This window comes from uncultured Streptomyces sp. (assembly GCF_947488945.1).
In the GTDB taxonomy this organism is placed as follows: Bacteria; Actinomycetota; Actinomycetes; order Streptomycetales; family Streptomycetaceae; genus Streptomyces.
The window spans coordinates 231,115-247,500 of sequence record NZ_CANLBS010000011.1 but is presented as its reverse complement, the minus strand read 5'-3'; the positions used below and the strand labels follow the sequence as shown (position 1 = coordinate 247,500).

General features: G+C 72.1%; 18 protein-coding genes. 7 read left to right on the top strand and 11 right to left on the bottom strand.

The window, feature by feature from the left end:
- Nucleotides 1-26: 26 nt before the first annotated feature.
- Nucleotides 27-1,301: a phosphoserine phosphatase SerB gene (gene serB, locus Q0994_RS19835; protein ID WP_299536724.1), complete on the top strand. Its 1,275-nt coding sequence runs from the start codon at nt 27-29 to the stop codon at nt 1,299-1,301.
- A 123-nt stretch (nt 1,302-1,424) separates the two neighbouring features.
- On the opposite strand, the gene Q0994_RS19830 is transcribed toward serB, so the two are convergent.
- The 4 genes from Q0994_RS19830 to Q0994_RS19815 form a co-directional block, all read right to left on the bottom strand.
- A complete protein-coding gene (locus tag Q0994_RS19830; protein ID WP_299536721.1) occupies nt 1,425-1,943 on the bottom strand; it encodes a histidine phosphatase family protein in 519 nt (172 codons plus the stop codon).
- A 181-nt stretch (nt 1,944-2,124) separates the two neighbouring features.
- Nucleotides 2,125-2,328 (bottom strand): hypothetical protein, encoded by a 204-nt coding sequence (locus tag Q0994_RS19825; protein ID WP_299536718.1) that lies wholly within the window; start codon nt 2,326-2,328, stop codon nt 2,125-2,127.
- 160 nt (nt 2,329-2,488) lie between these two features.
- Entirely contained in the window at nt 2,489-2,605 is a 117-nt protein-coding gene (locus Q0994_RS19820) for an SGM_5486 family transporter-associated protein (protein ID WP_299536715.1), read from the bottom strand.
- Nucleotides 2,606-2,622: 17 nt separating this feature from the next.
- Nucleotides 2,623-3,906 carry an MFS transporter gene (locus tag Q0994_RS19815; protein WP_299536712.1) on the bottom strand — a complete coding sequence of 428 codons (1,284 nt, stop codon included), beginning with the start codon at nt 3,904-3,906 and terminating at the stop codon, nt 2,623-2,625.
- Between the two features lie 211 nt (nt 3,907-4,117).
- On the opposite strand from Q0994_RS19815, the gene Q0994_RS19810 reads away from it, so the two are divergent.
- Nucleotides 4,118-4,792, top strand: a complete 675-nt coding sequence (locus Q0994_RS19810; protein ID WP_299536710.1) for a FadR/GntR family transcriptional regulator — start codon at nt 4,118-4,120, stop codon at nt 4,790-4,792.
- Between the two features lie 84 nt (nt 4,793-4,876).
- On the opposite strand, the gene Q0994_RS19805 is transcribed toward Q0994_RS19810, so the two are convergent.
- The 3 genes from Q0994_RS19805 to fabG all read right to left on the bottom strand — a co-directional run bounded on the left by Q0994_RS19805 (nt 4,877) and on the right by fabG (nt 6,919).
- Nucleotides 4,877-5,251, bottom strand: a complete 375-nt coding sequence (locus Q0994_RS19805; protein ID WP_299536707.1) for a hypothetical protein — start codon at nt 5,249-5,251, stop codon at nt 4,877-4,879.
- A gap of 175 nt (nt 5,252-5,426) precedes the next feature.
- Nucleotides 5,427-6,194 (bottom strand): enoyl-ACP reductase FabI, encoded by a 768-nt coding sequence (fabI, locus tag Q0994_RS19800; protein ID WP_299536705.1) that lies wholly within the window; start codon nt 6,192-6,194, stop codon nt 5,427-5,429.
- A 5-nt stretch (nt 6,195-6,199) separates the two neighbouring features.
- Nucleotides 6,200-6,919 carry a 3-oxoacyl-[acyl-carrier-protein] reductase gene (gene fabG / locus Q0994_RS19795; protein ID WP_299536703.1) on the bottom strand — a complete coding sequence of 240 codons (720 nt, stop codon included), beginning with the start codon at nt 6,917-6,919 and terminating at the stop codon, nt 6,200-6,202.
- 345 nt (nt 6,920-7,264) lie between these two features.
- Between fabG and Q0994_RS19790 the strand changes: the two genes are divergently transcribed.
- The 3 genes from Q0994_RS19790 to tyrS are packed head-to-tail and all read left to right on the top strand — an operon-like array spanning nt 7,265 to nt 11,493.
- Nucleotides 7,265-8,788 carry a TldD/PmbA family protein gene (locus Q0994_RS19790; protein ID WP_299536701.1) on the top strand — a complete coding sequence of 508 codons (1,524 nt, stop codon included), beginning with the start codon at nt 7,265-7,267 and terminating at the stop codon, nt 8,786-8,788.
- Nucleotides 8,785-10,179 carry a metallopeptidase TldD-related protein gene (locus Q0994_RS19785; RefSeq protein WP_299536699.1) on the top strand — a complete coding sequence of 465 codons (1,395 nt, stop codon included), beginning with the start codon at nt 8,785-8,787 and terminating at the stop codon, nt 10,177-10,179. The genes Q0994_RS19790 and Q0994_RS19785 overlap by 4 nt, the downstream gene beginning before the upstream one ends.
- Nucleotides 10,180-10,224: 45 nt before the next feature.
- Nucleotides 10,225-11,493: a tyrosine--tRNA ligase gene (gene tyrS, locus Q0994_RS19780; RefSeq protein WP_299536696.1), complete on the top strand. Its 1,269-nt coding sequence runs from the start codon at nt 10,225-10,227 to the stop codon at nt 11,491-11,493.
- An 82-nt stretch (nt 11,494-11,575) separates the two neighbouring features.
- Here tyrS and Q0994_RS19775 read toward each other — a convergent pair whose 3' ends face one another.
- On the bottom strand, nt 11,576-11,857 hold the full coding sequence (locus Q0994_RS19775) for a GlsB/YeaQ/YmgE family stress response membrane protein (RefSeq protein ID WP_299536693.1): 282 nt from the start codon (nt 11,855-11,857) through the stop codon (nt 11,576-11,578).
- Between the two features lie 208 nt (nt 11,858-12,065).
- Between Q0994_RS19775 and Q0994_RS19770 the strand changes: the two genes are divergently transcribed.
- Together Q0994_RS19770 and Q0994_RS19765 are read left to right on the top strand one after the other, a co-directional pair.
- Complete coding sequence (locus Q0994_RS19770; RefSeq protein ID WP_299536691.1) at nt 12,066-12,443, top strand: DUF3099 domain-containing protein; 378 nt, start codon at nt 12,066-12,068, stop codon at nt 12,441-12,443.
- A gap of 251 nt (nt 12,444-12,694) precedes the next feature.
- Complete coding sequence (locus tag Q0994_RS19765) at nt 12,695-12,946, top strand: hypothetical protein (protein ID WP_299536688.1); 252 nt, start codon at nt 12,695-12,697, stop codon at nt 12,944-12,946.
- Between the two features lie 31 nt (nt 12,947-12,977).
- Here Q0994_RS19765 and moaA read toward each other — a convergent pair whose 3' ends face one another.
- From moaA to Q0994_RS19750, 3 genes are all read right to left on the bottom strand, one after another.
- A complete protein-coding gene (moaA, locus tag Q0994_RS19760) occupies nt 12,978-13,967 on the bottom strand; it encodes a GTP 3',8-cyclase MoaA (RefSeq protein WP_299536686.1) in 990 nt (329 codons plus the stop codon).
- 202 nt (nt 13,968-14,169) lie between these two features.
- Complete coding sequence (locus tag Q0994_RS19755) at nt 14,170-15,807, bottom strand: cation acetate symporter (protein ID WP_299536684.1); 1,638 nt, start codon at nt 15,805-15,807, stop codon at nt 14,170-14,172.
- Nucleotides 15,804-16,169, bottom strand: coding sequence for a DUF485 domain-containing protein (locus Q0994_RS19750; protein ID WP_299536682.1), 366 nt, complete (start codon nt 16,167-16,169; stop codon nt 15,804-15,806). Before Q0994_RS19750 ends, Q0994_RS19755 begins: the two co-directional genes overlap by 4 nt.
- Nucleotides 16,170-16,386: the final 217 nt, after the last annotated feature.

Sequence of the window (16,386 nt, the reverse complement as noted above, 5' to 3'; positions counted from 1 at the left end):
GGCCCGACCGATACGGTGGGACCACCATGAGCGCATCTCAGCCATCTCCGCCGTCGCCGTTTTCGCCGTCCTCGCCGTCCCCCGAGTCCGCCGGACCCGCTGCGGGCGGCGATTCCCCCACTCTTCTGGTGAAGATCTTCGGGAAGGACCGGCCGGGCATCACGGCCGGGCTCTTCGACACCCTCGCCGCGTACTCCGTGGACGTCGTCGACATCGAACAGGTCGTCACGCGGGGCCGCATCGTGCTGTGCGCGCTGGTCACCGCGCCGACCGCGGGCGGCACCTCCGAGGGAGATCTGCGCGCGACCGTGCACAGTTGGGCCGAGTCGCTGAAACTACAGGCCGAGATCATCTCCGGCACCGGCGACAACCGCCCGCGCGGCGACGGCCGTTCGCACGTGACGGTACTCGGCAACCCGCTCACCGCGGAGTCGACGGCCGCCATAGCGGCCAGGATCACGTCGAGCGGCGGCAACATCGACCGCATCTTCCGGCTCGCGAAGTACCCGGTGACCGCGGTCGAGTTCGCGGTGTCGGGCACCGGCACCGAGGAACTGCGCACCGCGCTGGCCGTCGAGGCGGCGGGCATCGGCGTGGACGTCGCGGTGATGTCGGCCGGGCTGAGCCGGCGGGCGCAGCGGCTGGTCGTGATGGACGTGGACTCCACCCTCATCCAGGACGAGGTCATCGAGCTGTTCGCCGCGCACGCCGGGTGCGAGGCGGAGGTCGCCGCGGTGACCGAGCGGGCGATGCGCGGGGAGCTGGACTTCGAGCAGTCGCTGCACGCCCGGGTGGCACTGCTGGCGGGGCTCGACGTGTCGGTGGTGGAGAAGGTGCGCTCCGAGGTACGGCTCACCCCCGGCGCCCGCACCCTGATCCGTACGCTGAAGCGGCTCGGCTACCAGGTGGGCGTGGTCTCGGGCGGGTTCACCCAGGTCACCGACGACCTCAAGGAGCGGCTGGGGCTGGACTTCGCCTCCGCCAACACCCTGGAGGTCGTGGACGGCAGACTCACCGGCCGGGTGACCGGGGACATCGTGGACCGGGCGGGCAAGGCCCGGCTGCTGCGCAGCTTCGCCGAGCAGGCGGGGGTCCCGCTGTCGCAGACCGTGGCGATCGGTGACGGCGCGAACGACCTCGACATGCTGAACACCGCGGGTCTCGGGGTCGCCTTCAACGCCAAGCCGGTGGTCCGGGAGGCCGCCCACACCGCGGTGAACGTGCCGTTCCTGGACACCGTGCTCTATCTGCTCGGCATCACCCGTGAAGAGGTCGAGGCGGCGGACGGCCTGACCGGCTGACCCGCGCCGCGCCCGAACGCCCCTCCGCGTACGACGAGACCCCCGGCGCCCGAGGCGCCGGGGGTCTCGCGGCTCACCGCCCCGGAGCCTGGACAGCCACCGGGGCGCAGGGGGCGGGCCCGGTCAGTCGTTCGGGGTCCAGTACGAGACGAGCTTGCCGGAGCCGTGCTCCACGTCCTTCCAGGCGCCCGGGAACTCCAGCACGGCGAAGGAGGCGGTGGGGAAGCCGTCCTTGCGCATCCGCGCGAGCAAGGCGCCGTCGGACGGGCCCGCCAGGGCGTCTGCGGCCCCATGCATGCCGGGGTTGTGGCCGACCACGAGAAGGTTGCGGACATCGTCGGGCGTCTCGTTGAAAAGGGCGATCAGTTCGCCGAGCGAGGCTTCGTAGAGCCGCTCCTCGTACACGGTCCTGGGGCGCTCCGCGAACTCGTGGACCGCCAGTTTCCAGGTCTCCCTCGTCCTGGTGGCGGTCGAGCACAGGGCCAGGTCGAAGTCGAACCCGATCTGGGCGAGCCTGCTGCCCGCCACGGGCGCTTCCGTGCGCCCGCGCTCGGCCAGCGGTCGCTCGTGGTCGGAGGCCTGCGACCATTCGGCCTTCGCGTGCCGGAGGAGAACGATCCTGCGAGGTGTGTCGACGCTCATGCTCTTCAGCTTCGCACGAATCGCGGCCCCGGGCGCAGGGTGTTGACGGGCTCACCCGGAGCGGTGACGGACGCGTGACCGGGAGGGACGCGGAGGCGTGACCGGGCGGGTGACGGACGCGCGCCCGGACGGGACGGCCGGTGCGGGAGGAGCGACGGGAGCGGGACGCACCGGACCGGCCTCACGGGGACAGCAGCGCGATCGCGCGTTCGATCAGGCGTCCCGCCGCGGGGTGGCCCGAGGCGGCCTGCGCCTGCTCCGGGTCGCTCACCACGACGAGCAGCACGGCGAAGGCGACGACGGGCAGCGCCACCGCCCACCAGGGCAGCCGCGCGCCGGCCGGCCCGGGGTCCGGGGGCGTCCGGGGGTACACAGGGGCCGGCATGTCCGCCTCCACAGGTCATCGGTTCGACTACCTGGAATCTACGGAGGAAGCGGGCGCGGGCCCATCCGGTAAGCCACCCACGCGACCCTGGGCCTGTCCCCTAGGGGACAGGGGGGCCAGCCCCACCCCCGACCGGGGGGCGGGGGTGCTCAGAGGGTGTTCACGGGGAGGCGATGGTGGCGATGACGCTGATGATCACGGTGATGACGAGCATGGCCCCGAGGACGAGGAGCAGCTTCTTCTGACCGTTCTGGGGGTTCGGGTCGAGGACGGGCATGGGCCCAGTCTCGCATCTCAGCACTCGTCCTCGATCGTCCGGGGCCGTCCCGCCAGCACACCCGCCACCATCTGGGGAATCATCAGCCCCGCCATCAGCGCGATCGGCAGCCCCCAGCCGCCGCTGGCGTCGTTGAGCACGCCGATCAGCAGCGGGCCGGGGATCGAGATCAGGTAGCCGGTGGACTGCGCGAACGCGGAGAGCCGGACGACGCCCGCGCCGGAGCGGGCGCGCATCCCGATCATGGTGAGGGCGAGCGGGAAGGCGCAGTTGGCGATGCCGAGCAGCAGCGCCCAGGCCCACGCGCCGCCCGCGGGGGCGAGGTAGAGGCCGGCGTACCCCGCGAGGCCGCACAGGCCGAGGAAGACGACGATCGGGCCCTGACTGCGCATCCGGGCGGCGGCCCGGGGGATGACGAAGGCGAGCGGAACGCCCATGGCCATGGTGACCGCCAGCAGCACGCCCGCGGTCCCCGCGGAGACACCGGCGTCCCGGAAGATCTGGGGCATCCAGCCCATGGTGATGTAGGCGGCGGTGGCCTGGAGGCCGAAGAAGCAGGCGAGCGCCCAGGAGGTCCGGCTGCGGGTGATCCGGAGGGGAGCCGACGGCGCCTGCGCGGCCGCGGAGCCGGTGGGCGCCCCGTCGCGCGGCCGGCGGGCGAACCGCGACCACAGCACCAGCGCGACCACCGCGGGGACGGCCCAGATCCCCAGGCCGCCCTGCCAGCCGCCCAGCGCCCCGGCCAGCGGGACCGTGAACGCGGCGGCGAGCGCGGTGCCGAGCGCGAGCGCCATGGAGTACAGGCCGGTCATGGAGCCGACGCGGTCCGGGAACCAGCGCTTGACGATGACCGGCAGCAGGATGTTGCTGACCGCGATGCCCATCAGGGCGAGGGCGCTTGCGACGAGGAACCCGGCGGTGGAACCCACGAAGGGCCGGATCAGCAGTCCGGCCGCGATGGCGGCCATCCCCGCCCACACGACGGCTCCAGGGCCGAAGCGGCGGGCGAGACGGGGTGCCATGACCCCGAAGACGGCGAAGCAGAGCGGCGGCACCGACGTGAGGAGTCCGGCGACGCTGCCGCTCATGTGCAGGGCGTCACGGACCTCCTCCAGCAGCGCGCCGAGGCTGGTGATGGCCGGGCGGAGGTTGACGGCGGCGAGTACGAGACCGACCGCCATGAGCCCGGCGGGGACGGCGGCCTTGCGGCCCTCGGACGCGGCGGGCTGCGCCGGGCCGGCCGAGGAACCATGGGCGGCAGGAGCCGGGGGCCGGCGCACGGTCGTCGTTTCGTCATCCATGACGCCCATCATAGAATCATGGGATGATTGGTTGTCCAGTCGCGCGCACGGCCGGCCGGGGGCCCGCGGAGGCCGGTACTCCCCCGTCCCCCGCCTCCCTGCGAGAATCCGGCCCACGCCCCCGCGTACGACACGGGCGCCGAGGTCCCTCGCCGACGACGGACCCGAGGTCCCCGGTCATCCCGGACCGAACATGCGAGGAAGGTGCACCATGGCGCTGACGTCCCCCCGGAGGTCGGCTCTCGCCGACCAGGTGATCGCCCAGCTGAGGAACCAGATCACCTCGGGCGAGTGGCCGGTCGGCTCCCGCATCCCGACCGAGCCCGCCCTGGTGGAACAGCTCGGGGTGGCGCGCAACACGGTCCGCGAGGCGGTCCGGGCGCTGGCGCACAACGGTCTGCTGGACATCCGGCAGGGGTCGGGGACCTACGTCGTCGCCACGAGCGAGCTGGCCGGCGTGATGCACCGCAGGTTCGCCACGGCCGATCCCCGGCACGTGGCGGAGCTGCGCTCGACGCTGGAGTCGGCGGCGGCCCGGCTGGCGGCCTCCCGCCGCACCGAGCGGGACATGCGGCAGCTCGACGCGCTGATGGCCCGGCGCGAGGAGACCTGGGCGGCGGGCGACGCGGAGGCCTTCGTGGCCGCGGACGCCACCTTGCACCTGGCGGTGGTCGCCGCCTCGCACAACGACGTGCTGACCGAGCTGTACGCGGACCTCGGCGACGTGCTGCGGGACTACCTGCGCGGCGACGTGGGCCCGGAACTGCGGCCGGAGAAGCACATGGACCACGCGCGGCTGGTGGAGGCGATCCGGGCGGGCGACGCGGAGACCGCCGCGTCCGAGGCGGCGAGCCACGCCCTCGACTGCGTCGCGGACCAGGTCTGACGGGCCGCGACGCAGTCGAGGGCGTGGCTCGCACGCGGACACCCCGCCCGCACCCTCGCCGCGCACACCGGCGGGACGGCCCTCTCAGGTCCTCGCGTGGCTCACCCAGGCCGAGGCGACCTCTTTCCAGCAGCGGTCGGTGAGCCGGACCGTCCGTCCGGGCGCCACGGCCACCGGCGGCCCGTCGGCGTCCACGTCCCACCAGCGGCCGCACTCGGTGTGCAGGCGCACCCGGTCGACGGAGGGGTAGGCGTTGTGGCAGTACGCCACGACCAGCGAGCCGTGGACGGTGGTGCGGCATTCCGCTCCGGCGGGCTCCGGGGAGGGCGCGGCCCGTGCGGCGACCGGTCGTCCCGACGGGGCGGCGTCGCCCGCCGCGTACGTACCGAGGCAGGTGAGGAGTCCGGCGACGGCGAGGGACGCCGTCGGCAGGGTCCAGAACGGGCGTATGGAGCGCACAGCGATCACCTCCCCGCAGCCTGACCAGAGTCCGGTTCCTCCACATTCTGCGGGGGGCGGGCCGGACTTTCGACCCGGGGCGGCGGGGCCGGGGGCTCCGGGACGCGCGTCGGCCGCGTACCGCCCGGAAAAATCCGGTGCGCGCGGTACGCGGCCGACGGGTGGAGCCGGCGGGTCAGGCGCCGATCATGTGCACGCCGCCGTCGACGTGGACGATCTCGCCCGTCGTCTTCGGGAAGAAGTCCGAGAGCAGGGCGACGACGCCCCGGCCGGCGGGCTCCGGGTCGGCCATGTCCCAGGCCAGCGGCGAGCGGGTGTCCCAGACCTTGGCGAGGTCGCCGAAGCCGGGGATGGACTTCGCGGCCATGGAGCCGAGCGGGCCGGCCGAGACCAGGTTGCAGCGGATGTTCTCGCTGCCGAGGTCACGGGCGAGGTAGCGGGAGGTGGCCTCCAGCGCCGCCTTCGTCGGGCCCATCCAGTCGTACTGCGGCCACGCGAACTGCGCGTCGAAGGTGAGACCGACGATGGAACCGCCGTTCGTCATCAGCGGCTTGCAGGCCATCGCGAGCGACTTCAGGGAGAACGCCGAGACGTGCATCGCGGTGGCCACCGACTCGAACGGGGTCTGCAGGAAGTTGCCGCCGAGGGCGTCCTGCGGGGCGAAGCCGATCGAGTGGACGACACCGTCGAGGGAGCCCAGTTCGTCGCGGACGAGGCCCTCCAGGCGGTCCAGGTGCTCCTGGTTGGTCACGTCCAGCTCGATGACCTTGGCGGGCTTGGGCAGCTTCTTGGCGATGCGCTCGGTGAGCGTCGGCCGGGGGAAGGCGGTGAGGATGATCTCCGCGCCCTGCTCCTGGGCCACCTTCGCGGTGTGGAACGCGATGGACGACTCCATCAGCACCCCGGTGATGAGGATGCGCTTGCCGTCGAGAATTCCGCTCATGGTGATCAGTGACCCATGCCCAATCCGCCGTCAACGGGGATGACGGCTCCAGTGATGTACGACGCGTCGTCCGAGGCGAGGAACCGCACGGCCGCGGCGACTTCGTCGGGCCGCGCGTAGCGGCCCAGCGGCACCTGGGACACGATGCCCTTGCGCTGCTCCTCGGTGAGCACCTGGGTCATGTCGGTGTCGACGAACCCGGGCGAGACGACGTTGAAAGTGATGTTGCGCGAGCCGAGTTCGCGGGCCAGCGACCGGGCGAAGCCGACCAGACCAGCCTTGGAGGCCGCGTAGTTGGCCTGTCCGGCCGAGCCGAGGAGGCCGACGACGGAGGAGATCAGGACGACCCGGCCCTTCTTCGCGCGCAGCATCGCGCGGTTGGCGCGCTTGACCACGCGGAAGGTGCCGGTGAGGTTGGTGTCCACGACCGAGGTGAAGTCGTCCTCGGACATCCGCATCAGCAACTGGTCCTTGGTGATACCGGCGTTGGCCACCAGCACCTCGACGGGACCGTGCTTCTCCTCGATCTCCTTGTAGGCCTGCTCCACCTGCTCGGCGTCGGTGATGTCGCAGCGGACCGCGAGGACGCCGCCGTCGGTGAGTTCGCGGGGCGGCTCTCCGGAGCGGTAGGTGATCGCGACCTGATCGCCGTTTTCGACGAAGGCGCGGGCGATGGCGAGGCCGATGCCCCGGTTTCCTCCGGTGACGAGAACCGAGCGGCTCAACGGATCACCCTTTCCTTGACGGTTTGGTACGCCGAAAACCTATCGGTACCGTCCGTGGATCGAGGAATCGGCCTCCGACAGTGGCTCCCCCACGGCACTGTCGGGTTCCTACAGCGGGCCGCGCGGTCCGGTCCGGTACGCGGCGGCCGGGAGCCGCCGTGTCGGAGGACCGCCCCCGGCGCGTGGGCGGTCAGCCCTTCCTCCCTGGCACCCGCGGCGCCGACGCGGATCCCGCCCGCCCCCTCTCCCCTCCCCCCGCCGCCTCCCGCCGTGCTTCACTGCCTCGTACGCGATCCGGGGGGCGATCCCGGCACGTGATCCGAGTGACCAGAGGAGAGGCCGCCCGTGGCCCATGACATCGATCAGTCGTTCCTGGCCCTGCCGTTGCGCGCGCTCGCCGACGCGGCGCTGGCGCGGGCGCGTGCGCTCGGGGCGGCCCACGCCGACTTCCGGTTCGAGCGGGTGCGGGGCGCGTCCCTGCGGTTGCGGGACGGCCGGCCGTCCGGCGCGTCGGACTCCACGGATCTCGGGTACGCGGTGCGGGTGGTGCACGGCGGGGCGTGGGGGTTCGCCTCCGGCGTGGAGCTGACGATGGACGCGGCGGCGAAGGTCGCCTCGCAGGCCGTCGCCATGGCGAAGCTGTCCGCGAAGGTGATCGCCGCCTCCGGCTCCGACGAGCGGGTGGAGTTGGCGGACGAGCCGGTGCACGGCGAGCGCACCTGGGTGTCCTCGTACGAGGTCGATCCGTTCGAGGTGCCGGACGCGGAGAAGGCGGGGCTGCTGGCCCTGTGGAGCGGCCGGCTGCTCGCGGCGGACGGGGTGGCGCACGTCGACGCGTCGCTGACCACCGTTCACGAGAACAAGTTCTACGCGGACACGGCCGGCACGGTCACCACCCAGCAGCGGGTGCGGGTGCATCCGCAGCTGACGGCCGTGGCGGTGGACGGGGCGAGCGGCGGGTTCGACTCGATGCGGACCATCGCGCCGCCGGCCGGCCGGGGCTGGGAGTACCTCACCGGCACGGGCTGGAACTGGGACGCCGAGCTGGAGCGGATCCCGGAGCTGCTGGCCGAGAAGATGCGGGCGCCGAGCGTCGAGGCCGGCACGTACGACCTGGTGGTGGACCCGTCGAACCTGTGGCTGACCATCCACGAGTCGATCGGCCACGCGACCGAGCTGGACCGGGCGCTCGGCTACGAGGCGGCGTACGCGGGGACCTCGTTCGCCACCTTCGACCAGCTCGGCAAGCTGACGTACGGCTCCCCGGTGATGAACGTGACCGGCGACCGCACCGCCGAGCACGGGCTGGCGACGATCGGGTACGACGACGAGGGCGTCGAGGCGCAGTCCTGGGACCTGGTCAAGGACGGGACGCTCGTCGGCTACCAGACGGACCGCCGCATCGCGCGGCTGACGGGCCTCGGCCGCTCCAACGGGTGCGCGTACGCGGACTCGCCGGGGCACGTCCCGGTCCAGCGGATGGCGAACGTGTCGCTGCGGCCGGACCCCGGCGGGCTGTCCACCGAGGACCTGATCGGCGGGGTGGAGAACGGGATCTACGTGGTCGGCGACCGGTCCTGGTCGATCGACATGCAGCGGTACAACTTCCAGTTCACCGGGCAGCGGTTCTTCCGCATCGAGAACGGCCGGCTGACCGGTCAGCTCCGGGACGTCGCGTACCAGGCGACGACCACCGACTTCTGGGGGTCCATGGAGCAGGTCGGCGGCCCCCAGACGTACGTGCTGGGCGGCGCGTTCAACTGCGGCAAGGCCCAGCCGGGCCAGGTCGCGGCGGTCTCGCACGGCTGCCCCTCCGCCCTCTTCCGGGGCGTCAACATCCTGAACACGACGCAGGAGGCCGGGCGATGAGCCGCGTCAGCAAGCCGTACGAGATCGTCGAGCGGGCGCTCGCGCTGTCCACCGCCGACGGGTGCGTGGTGATCGCCGACGAGACGTCCTCGGCCAACCTTCGGTGGGCGGGGAACTCGCTCACCACCAACGGGGTGACCCGGGGCAGGACCCTGACCGTGATCGCGACGGTCGACGGCGCCGAGGGCGCCGCGTCGGGCGTGGTGACGCGTTCCGCGGTGACCGCCGGGGAGCTGGAGCCGCTGGTGCGGGCGGCCGAGGCGGCCGCCCGCGCGGCGGGCCCCGCCGAGGACGCGCAGCCACTGGTCACCGGGGTGGAGGCGTCGCCGGACTTCGGGGACGCGCCGGCCACCACCGGCCCGGAGGTGTTCGCCGACTTCGCGCCGGCGCTGGGCGACGCGTTCGCCCGCGCCCGGTCCGGGGGGCGGGAGCTGTACGGCTTCGCCCACCACGAGATGACCTCGACGTACGTGGGTACCTCGACCGGGCTGCGGCTGCGGCACGACCAGCCGAACGGGACGCTTGAGCTCAACGCGAAGTCGCCGGACCGCACGAAGTCCGCGTGGGCCGGCCGGGCCACCCGTGACTTCAAGGACGTGGACCCGGCGGCGCTCGACGCGGAGCTGGCGCGCCGCCTGACGTGGGCGGAGCGGCGCGTCGAGCTGCCGGCCGGGCGGTACGAGACGCTGCTGCCGCCGACGGCCGTGGCGGACCTGCTGATCTACCAGCTGTGGTCGTCCACCGCCCGGGACGCGGTGGAGGGTCGGACGGTGTTCTCCGTGCCGGGCGGCGGCACCCGCCTCGGCGACCGGCTGTCCCCGCTGCCGCTGACGCTGCGCAGCGACCCGCACGCGCCGGGGCTGGAGTGCGCGCCGTTCGTGATCGCGCACGCGTCGGGCGACGGCGGGTCGGTCTTCGACAACGGGCTGCCGCTGGCCCCGGTGGACTGGGTGCGGGAGGGCCGGCTGGAGCGGCTGACCACGACCCGTCACTCGGCGGGGGTGACCGGGCTGCCGGTGGCCCCGGCGATCGACAACCTGCTGCTGGAGGGCGGCGGGGAGCGGTCGCTGGACGAGATGGTGGCGGCGACGAAGGGCCCGGCGCTGCTGCTGACGTCCCTCTGGTACATCAGGGAGGTGGACCCCGCGACGCTGCTGCTGACCGGCCTGACGCGGGACGGGGTGTACCTGGTGGAGGACGGCGAGGTGGTCGGCGAGGTGAACAATTTCCGGTTCAACGAATCGCCGGTGGACCTGCTGTCCCGGGCCACCGAGGCGGGGCGTACGGAGCCCACGCTGCCGCGCGAGTGGGGCGACTGGTTCACCCGTGCCGCGATGCCCGCGCTGCGGGTGCCGGATTTCCGGATGAGTTCGGTGAGCCGGGGCGTATAACCTCGTCGGAGGTCTGTACGCAACATCCGAGGAGACACGAGAATCGTGACGGACATCGTCGACGAGCTGAAGTGGCGCGGGCTCTTCGCCCAGTCCACCGACGAGGACGCCCTGCGCAAGGCGCTCGCGGCCGGCCCGGTCACGTTCTACTGCGGCTTCGACCCGACCGCGGCGAGCCTGCACGTCGGGCACCTGGTCCAGGTGCTCACCATGCGCCGGCTCCAGCGGGCGGGGCTGCGTCCGCTGGCGCTGGTGGGCGGGGCCACCGGTCAGATCGGTGACCCCCGTCCCACCGCCGAGCGCACGCTGAACTCCCCGGAGACGGTCGCGCTCTGGGTGTCGCGGCTGCGGGCGCAGATCGAGCCGTTCCTGTCCTTCGAGGGTGAGAACGCCGCGGTCATGGTGAACAACCTGGACTGGACCGCGGGGCTGTCCGCGATCGAGTTCCTGCGGGACATCGGCAAGCACTTCCGGGTCAACAAGATGCTGACCAAGGACTCGGTCGCCCGTCGGCTGGAGTCGCAGGAGGGCATCAGCTACACGGAGTTCAGCTACCAGCTGCTCCAGGGGATGGACTTCCTGGAGCTGTACCGGCGGCACGGCTGCACCCTCCAGCAGGGCGGCAGCGACCAGTGGGGCAACCTCACGGCGGGCATCGACCTGATCCACCGCCTGGAGCCTTCGGCCGAGGTGCACGCGCTGGCGACGCCGCTGATGGTGAAGGCGGACGGCACCAAGTTCGGCAAGACCGAGGGCGGCGCGGTCTGGCTCGACCCGGAGATGACCACGCCGTACGCGTTCTACCAGTTCTGGCTGAACGTCGACGACCGGGACATCTCCACCTACCTGCGCATCCTGAGCTTCCGCTCCCGCGAGGAGCTGGAGGAGCTGGAGAAGGCGACCGAGGAGCGTCCGCAGGCACGGACCGCGCAGCGGGCGCTGGCGGAGGAGCTGACGACGCTGGTGCACGGCGCCGAACAGTGCGCGGCGGTCGTGGCGGCGTCGAAGGCGCTCTTCGGCCAGGGCGAGCTGGGCGGGCTGGACGAGGCGACGCTCGGCGCTGCGCTCTCGGAGGTGCCGCACGCCAGGGTCGACGCGCTCGGCCCGGTGGTGGACCTGCTGGTCGAGGTGGGTCTGGCGCCGAGCAAGTCGGGCGCCCGCCGCACGGTCAAGGAGGGCGGCGCGTACGTGAACAACGTCAAGGTCACCGACGGCGAGGCGGTCCCGGAGGCCGGCGAGCTGCTGCACGGACGGTGGCTGGTGCTGCGGCGCGGGAAGAAGAACCTGGCGGCCGTGGAGGTCGTCGCCGGCTGACGCCGCGGGGCCCGCACGTCAGGAGACGGCTGCGGCCGGGAACGCCGTTCGCGTTCCCGGCCGCGGCCGTCTTGCGTGCCGGTCAGGTGCGCTGCCTGCTTCTGCCGCCCCGGATCGACTGCCAGATCATGTCGCCGACCCCGACGACGACCACGGCGCCGATGAGCTGGAGCAGGTGCCTGATCCAGTCGATGCCCTTGGTGTCCTCGACCCCGATCCACCCGGCGACGGCGTTGCCGAGGATGCTGCCGATGATGCCGAACACGGTCGTCAGCCAGAGTGGGATGTCCTGCTTGCCCGGCAGGATCGCTTTAGCGATCAGACCGAGCACCAGTCCCACGATGATCGCCCACAACCAGCTCATGTCGCCTCCTCGTGGCGCGTTCTGCGCATGTCCGCCCAGTCTCGAACAAGTGGATGTACCGCGCATGTCGGACAGAGCCGTACGGGGACGGCCCGTGGGCGCGGGGGTGTCCCGGCGCACCCCGGTCTCGTTCCCGGCGGCCGGCGGGCGTACCGTAAGGAGCGGTCCGGGCCGGGGAAGCGTCCGGCAGGCGAGCGGGCGGTGGAACATGGGGCGCAAGCGGGGCGGTACGGAGGTCTTCCGCATCACGGGAGCCCGGCAGGGGCTGGCGGACGACGTGCGGGGCCGGCAGCGGCGCTACGTCATCTCGATGTCGGTCCGGACGCTCGCCGTGGTGCTCGCCGCAGTGCTCTGGAACGTCGAGCGGCACGTGTCGTTCGTCTGCCTCGGGCTGGGGCTGCTGCTGCCGTACGTGGCGGTCGTCATCGCCAACGCGGGCCGGGAGAACGCCCCTTCGCTTCCTTCGACGTTCGTGACCGCACCCGTGCTGCCCGCTCTGGAGGCGCCCCGGACCGACCTGCGGACGGACGCGCCGACGGAGTCCGGCACGGGTGGTCGCGAGCGGTATCCGCACGGTGACGGCTGATCCCGGAGCCCGGCAAAGCGCAGGGAAACCTCAGATCAATCGTGCCGTTCCGGTGCACCGCGCCGGGGGCCGCGTGCCATACTTCATACGCGCTCCGCATCCCCCGTCGGAGCGACGGACCGACGCCGGGCAGCTCCCCCCGTGGCTGCCCGGCGTCGTTTTTTTCACCGCGTGACCACCCCGCGGCCCGAGCGCGCGACCCGATGCCTCCCCGGCCGGGCCGGGGTGGGAAAGCCCTTAGGGTGGAGTGCGTGAACTTCCCCGAGACCCCCGCCGAGTCCGCCGCCGGTACCCCGATCTGCTCCGCCAAGGGCTGTCGCGCGGAGGCGGAGTGGGTCCTGGCCTGGAACAACCCGAAGTTGCACACCCCGGACCGGCGCAAGACGTGGCTGGCCTGCGAGGCGCACCGGGAGCACCTGTCGTCGTTCCTCGGCGTGCGCGGCTTCCTCAAGGACGTCGTGCCGCTCGCGGAGTGGGACGACACCGCCGCCGGGGCGCGCTGACCGGCGACCGGTCGTGCGCGGCGACGGCGGGTCAGCCGCCGATCGCGGACATCGGGCGGTCGGGCTGGAGGAAGGACGGGTCGTCCAGGCCGGAGCCCGCCTTCTTGCCCCACATCGCGAGCCGCCAGAGCCGGGCGATCTCCTCGTCCGGCGCGTCCCCGCGCAGCGCGGCGCGCAGGTCCGTCTCCTCGCGGGCGAAGAGGCAGGTGCGGACCTGGCCGTCGGCGGTGAGGCGGGTGCGGTCGCAGGCGGCGCAGAACGGGCGGGTGACCGAGGCGATCACGCCGACGCGGTGCGGGCCGCCGTCGACGGTCCAGCGTTCGGCGGGCGCCGAGCCGCGGCTCGCGTCGCTCTCCTCGGTGAGGGTGAAGCGGGTCCTGAGCTGGGCGAGGATGTCGCCCGCGGTGATCATTCCGTCGCGCTTCCAGCCGTGCTGGGCGTCCAGCGGCATCTGCTCGATGAAGCGGAGTTCGTAGTCGTTGGCCACGGCCCAGGCGAGCAGTTCCGGTGCCTCGTCGCCGTTGAGGCCCGGCATCAGGACGGTGTTGACCTTGACGGGGGTGAGTCCCGCCTCGCGGGCGGCGGCGAGTCCGTCGAGGACGTCGCCGTGGCGGTCGCGGCGGGTGAGGGTCTTGAAGACGTCGGGTCGCAGGGTGTCCAGCGAGACGTTGACGCGGTCGAGGCCGGCGGCCTTGAGGGCGGCGGCGGTGCGCTTGAGCCCGATGCCGTTGGTGGTGAGCGACATGCGGGGGCGGGGTTCCAGGGCCGCGCAGCGTTCCACGATGGAGACCAGGCCGGGCCGCAGCAGCGGCTCGCCGCCGGTGAAGCGGACCTCGGTGATGCCCAGGGAGGTGACGGCGATGCGGATCAGGCGGACGATCTCGTCGTCGCTGAGCAGTTCGCTCTTGCCGAGCCACTGAAGGCCCTCTTCGGGCATGCAGTAGGTGCACCGCAGGTTGCACTTGTCGGTCAAGGAGACGCGCAGGTCGGTCGCGACCCTGCCGTAGGTGTCGATGAGCATTCCGGGCCCCCTCCCCCGTTGTGTTCCGCGTTGGCGGTTGCTGACTCTTCCGAGAGTACGCGAGTCCGGTGCCGGCCCCGCGGACCGAGAGCCACGAGATACGGCCCGGTCGCATCGTAGGACCGTACGACGCGACCGGGCCGGGGCGTGCGGCGCGGGGCCGTGCGGGCGGCGGGTGCGTCCCGCCGCCCGCACGCGCGGATCAGTGGGCGCCGACGCCGGTCAGGGACTTGACCTCCAGTTCGGCGTACTTCCCCCGGTCCGCCTTCTCCTTGGAGAGCAGCGAGCCGACCCAGCCGAGCAGGAAGCCGAGCGGGATGGAGATCAGTCCGGGGTTCTCCAGCGGGAACCAGGCGAAGTCGACGCCAGGGAACATCGAGGTCGGCTTGGAGGAGACGACCGGCGAGAACAGCACCAGCAGGACGGAGGCGGCCAGGCCGCCGTAGATGGACCAGAGCGCCCCCTGCGTGGTGAACCTCTTCCAGAACAGGCTGTAGAGGATCGTCGGCAGGTTGGCGGAGGCGGCCACCGCGAAGGCGAGGGCGACGAGTCCGGCGACGTTGAGGTCCCGGGCCATGGCGCCGAGCGCGATGGAGACGATGCCGATGGCGACGGTGGCCCACTTCGCGGCGCGCAGTTCCTCCTTCTCGGACGCCTTCCCCTTGCGGATGACGTTGGCGTAGATGTCGTGGGCGAACGACGAGGAGGAGGCGAGGGTCAGCCCGGCGACGACGGCGAGGATCGTGGCGAAGGCGACGGCGGAGATCACCGCGAGCAGGATGGCGCCGCCGGTGGATCCGGAGCCGCCGCCGATCTCCAGGGCGGCCAGCGGGGCCGCGGTGTTGCCCGCCTTGTTCGAGGCGATGATGTCGTCCGGCTTGAGCAGGGCGGCGGCGCCGAAGCCGAGCACGATCGTCATCAGGTAGAAGGCGCCGATGATGCCGATCGCCCAGTTCACGGACTTACGGGCGGCCTTGGCGGTGGGCACCGTGTAGAAGCGGATGAGGATGTGGGGCAGGCCGGCGGTGCCGAGCACCAGGGCGATGCCGAGGGAGAGGAAGTCCAGTTTGGAGGTGCCGGTCGCGCCGTACTTGAGGCCGGGCTCCAGGAACGCCGATCCCTTGCCGCTGTTGGAGGCGGCGCTGCCGAGCAGGTCGGAGACGTTGAAGTGGAACTTCAGCAGGATCAGGAAGGTGATGAGCAGGGTGCCCGCGATGAGCAGGACGGCCTTGACCATCTGCACCCAGGTGGTGCCCTTCATCCCGCCGATGGTCACGTAGACGATCATGAGCACGCCGACCAGGGCGACGATGGCGATCTTCCCGCCGTCGCTGGTGATGCCGAGCAGCAGCGAGACGAGGACGCCCGCTCCGGCCATCTGGGCCAGCAGGTAGAAGATCGAGACCACGATGGTGGAGACGCCGGCGGCGGTGCGGACCGGGCGCTGGCGCATCCGGTAGGCGAGGACGTCGCCCATCGTGTAGCGGCCGGAGTTGCGCAGCGGTTCGGCGACCAGGAGCAGGGCCACGAGCCAGGCGACCAGGAAGCCGATGGAGTAGAGGAAGCCGTCGTAGCCGAAGAGGGCGATGGCGCCGGCGATGCCGAGGAAGGACGCGGCGGACATGTAGTCGCCGGACACCGCGAGGCCGTTCTGGAAGGCGGTGAACTGGCGCCCGCCGGCGTAGAAGTCGGCGGCGCTCTTGGTCTGACGGCCCGCCCAGACGGTGATGAAGAGGGTCGCGACGACGAAGACGGCGAACAGCGTGATGATCAGCGGCCGGTGCTCGCTCGCGCCCTCGGCGGCGAGCTGGACGGCGGGGTGCGCGTGCGCGGCGCTCATGCGTCGGCCTCCATACGGGACTTGATCGCCGCGGCCTTCGGGTCGAGCTTGGCGTTGGCGTGGCGGGAGTACAGCCAGGCGATGAGGAACGTGGTGGCGAACTGGGCGAGGCCGAGGACGAGCGCCACGTTGATGTTGCCGACGACCTTGGTGGCCATGAAGTCACCGGCGTAGTTGCAGAGCAGCACATACAGCAGGTACCAGCTCACGAAGGCGACGGTCAGGGGGAAGGCGAACGACCGGTGCGCGCGGCGCAGGTCGGAGAATTCCGCGCCCTCCTGCACCTCGATGAAGGCCTCGGTCGTGGGCTGGGCCCGGCTGGGGTCCGTACCGCCCTCGGGCGGCGGTGCGTCGGTGGCCACGGAATCTCCTCGGAATGCGGGTGCGCTGGCGGGTCGGTTGTCGTACGGGGTCCTCGGCGCCGCGCGGGCGGCGGTACGGGCTCCCCCTGACAACGGCACGGAGCCCGCGACGAAGCGGTTCACCCCCGCTTCGGGCTTCCCCGGCTGACCCGCCGGCCATCACCCGCACAGCGTCACCCTTCGAACTCATTTGCCGGAAAACGTTGATGCGGCACCA

What these genes read in the sequence shown, in the direction of transcription:
- Q0994_RS19830 (WP_299536721.1), bottom strand. Translation starts at nt 1,943, where the DNA reads ATGAGCGTCGACACACCTCGCAGGATCGTTCTCCTCCGGCACGCGAAG.
- serB (WP_299536724.1), top strand. Translation starts at nt 27, where the DNA reads ATGAGCGCATCTCAGCCATCTCCGCCGTCGCCGTTTTCGCCGTCCTCG.
- Q0994_RS19815 (WP_299536712.1), bottom strand. Translation starts at nt 3,906, where the DNA reads ATGGATGACGAAACGACGACCGTGCGCCGGCCCCCGGCTCCTGCCGCC.
- Q0994_RS19755 (WP_299536684.1), bottom strand. Translation starts at nt 15,807, where the DNA reads ATGAGCGCCGCGCACGCGCACCCCGCCGTCCAGCTCGCCGCCGAGGGC.
- Q0994_RS19775 (WP_299536693.1), bottom strand. Translation starts at nt 11,857, where the DNA reads ATGAGCTGGTTGTGGGCGATCATCGTGGGACTGGTGCTCGGTCTGATC.
- Q0994_RS19770 (WP_299536691.1), top strand. Translation starts at nt 12,066, where the DNA reads ATGGGGCGCAAGCGGGGCGGTACGGAGGTCTTCCGCATCACGGGAGCC.
- fabI (WP_299536705.1), bottom strand. Translation starts at nt 6,194, where the DNA reads ATGAGCGGAATTCTCGACGGCAAGCGCATCCTCATCACCGGGGTGCTG.
- Q0994_RS19810 (WP_299536710.1), top strand. Translation starts at nt 4,118, where the DNA reads ATGGCGCTGACGTCCCCCCGGAGGTCGGCTCTCGCCGACCAGGTGATC.
- Q0994_RS19825 (WP_299536718.1), bottom strand. Translation starts at nt 2,328, where the DNA reads ATGCCGGCCCCTGTGTACCCCCGGACGCCCCCGGACCCCGGGCCGGCC.
- Q0994_RS19785 (WP_299536699.1), top strand. Translation starts at nt 8,785, where the DNA reads ATGAGCCGCGTCAGCAAGCCGTACGAGATCGTCGAGCGGGCGCTCGCG.
- Q0994_RS19820 (WP_299536715.1), bottom strand. Translation starts at nt 2,605, where the DNA reads ATGCCCGTCCTCGACCCGAACCCCCAGAACGGTCAGAAGAAGCTGCTC.
- moaA (WP_299536686.1), bottom strand. Translation starts at nt 13,967, where the DNA reads ATGCTCATCGACACCTACGGCAGGGTCGCGACCGACCTGCGCGTCTCC.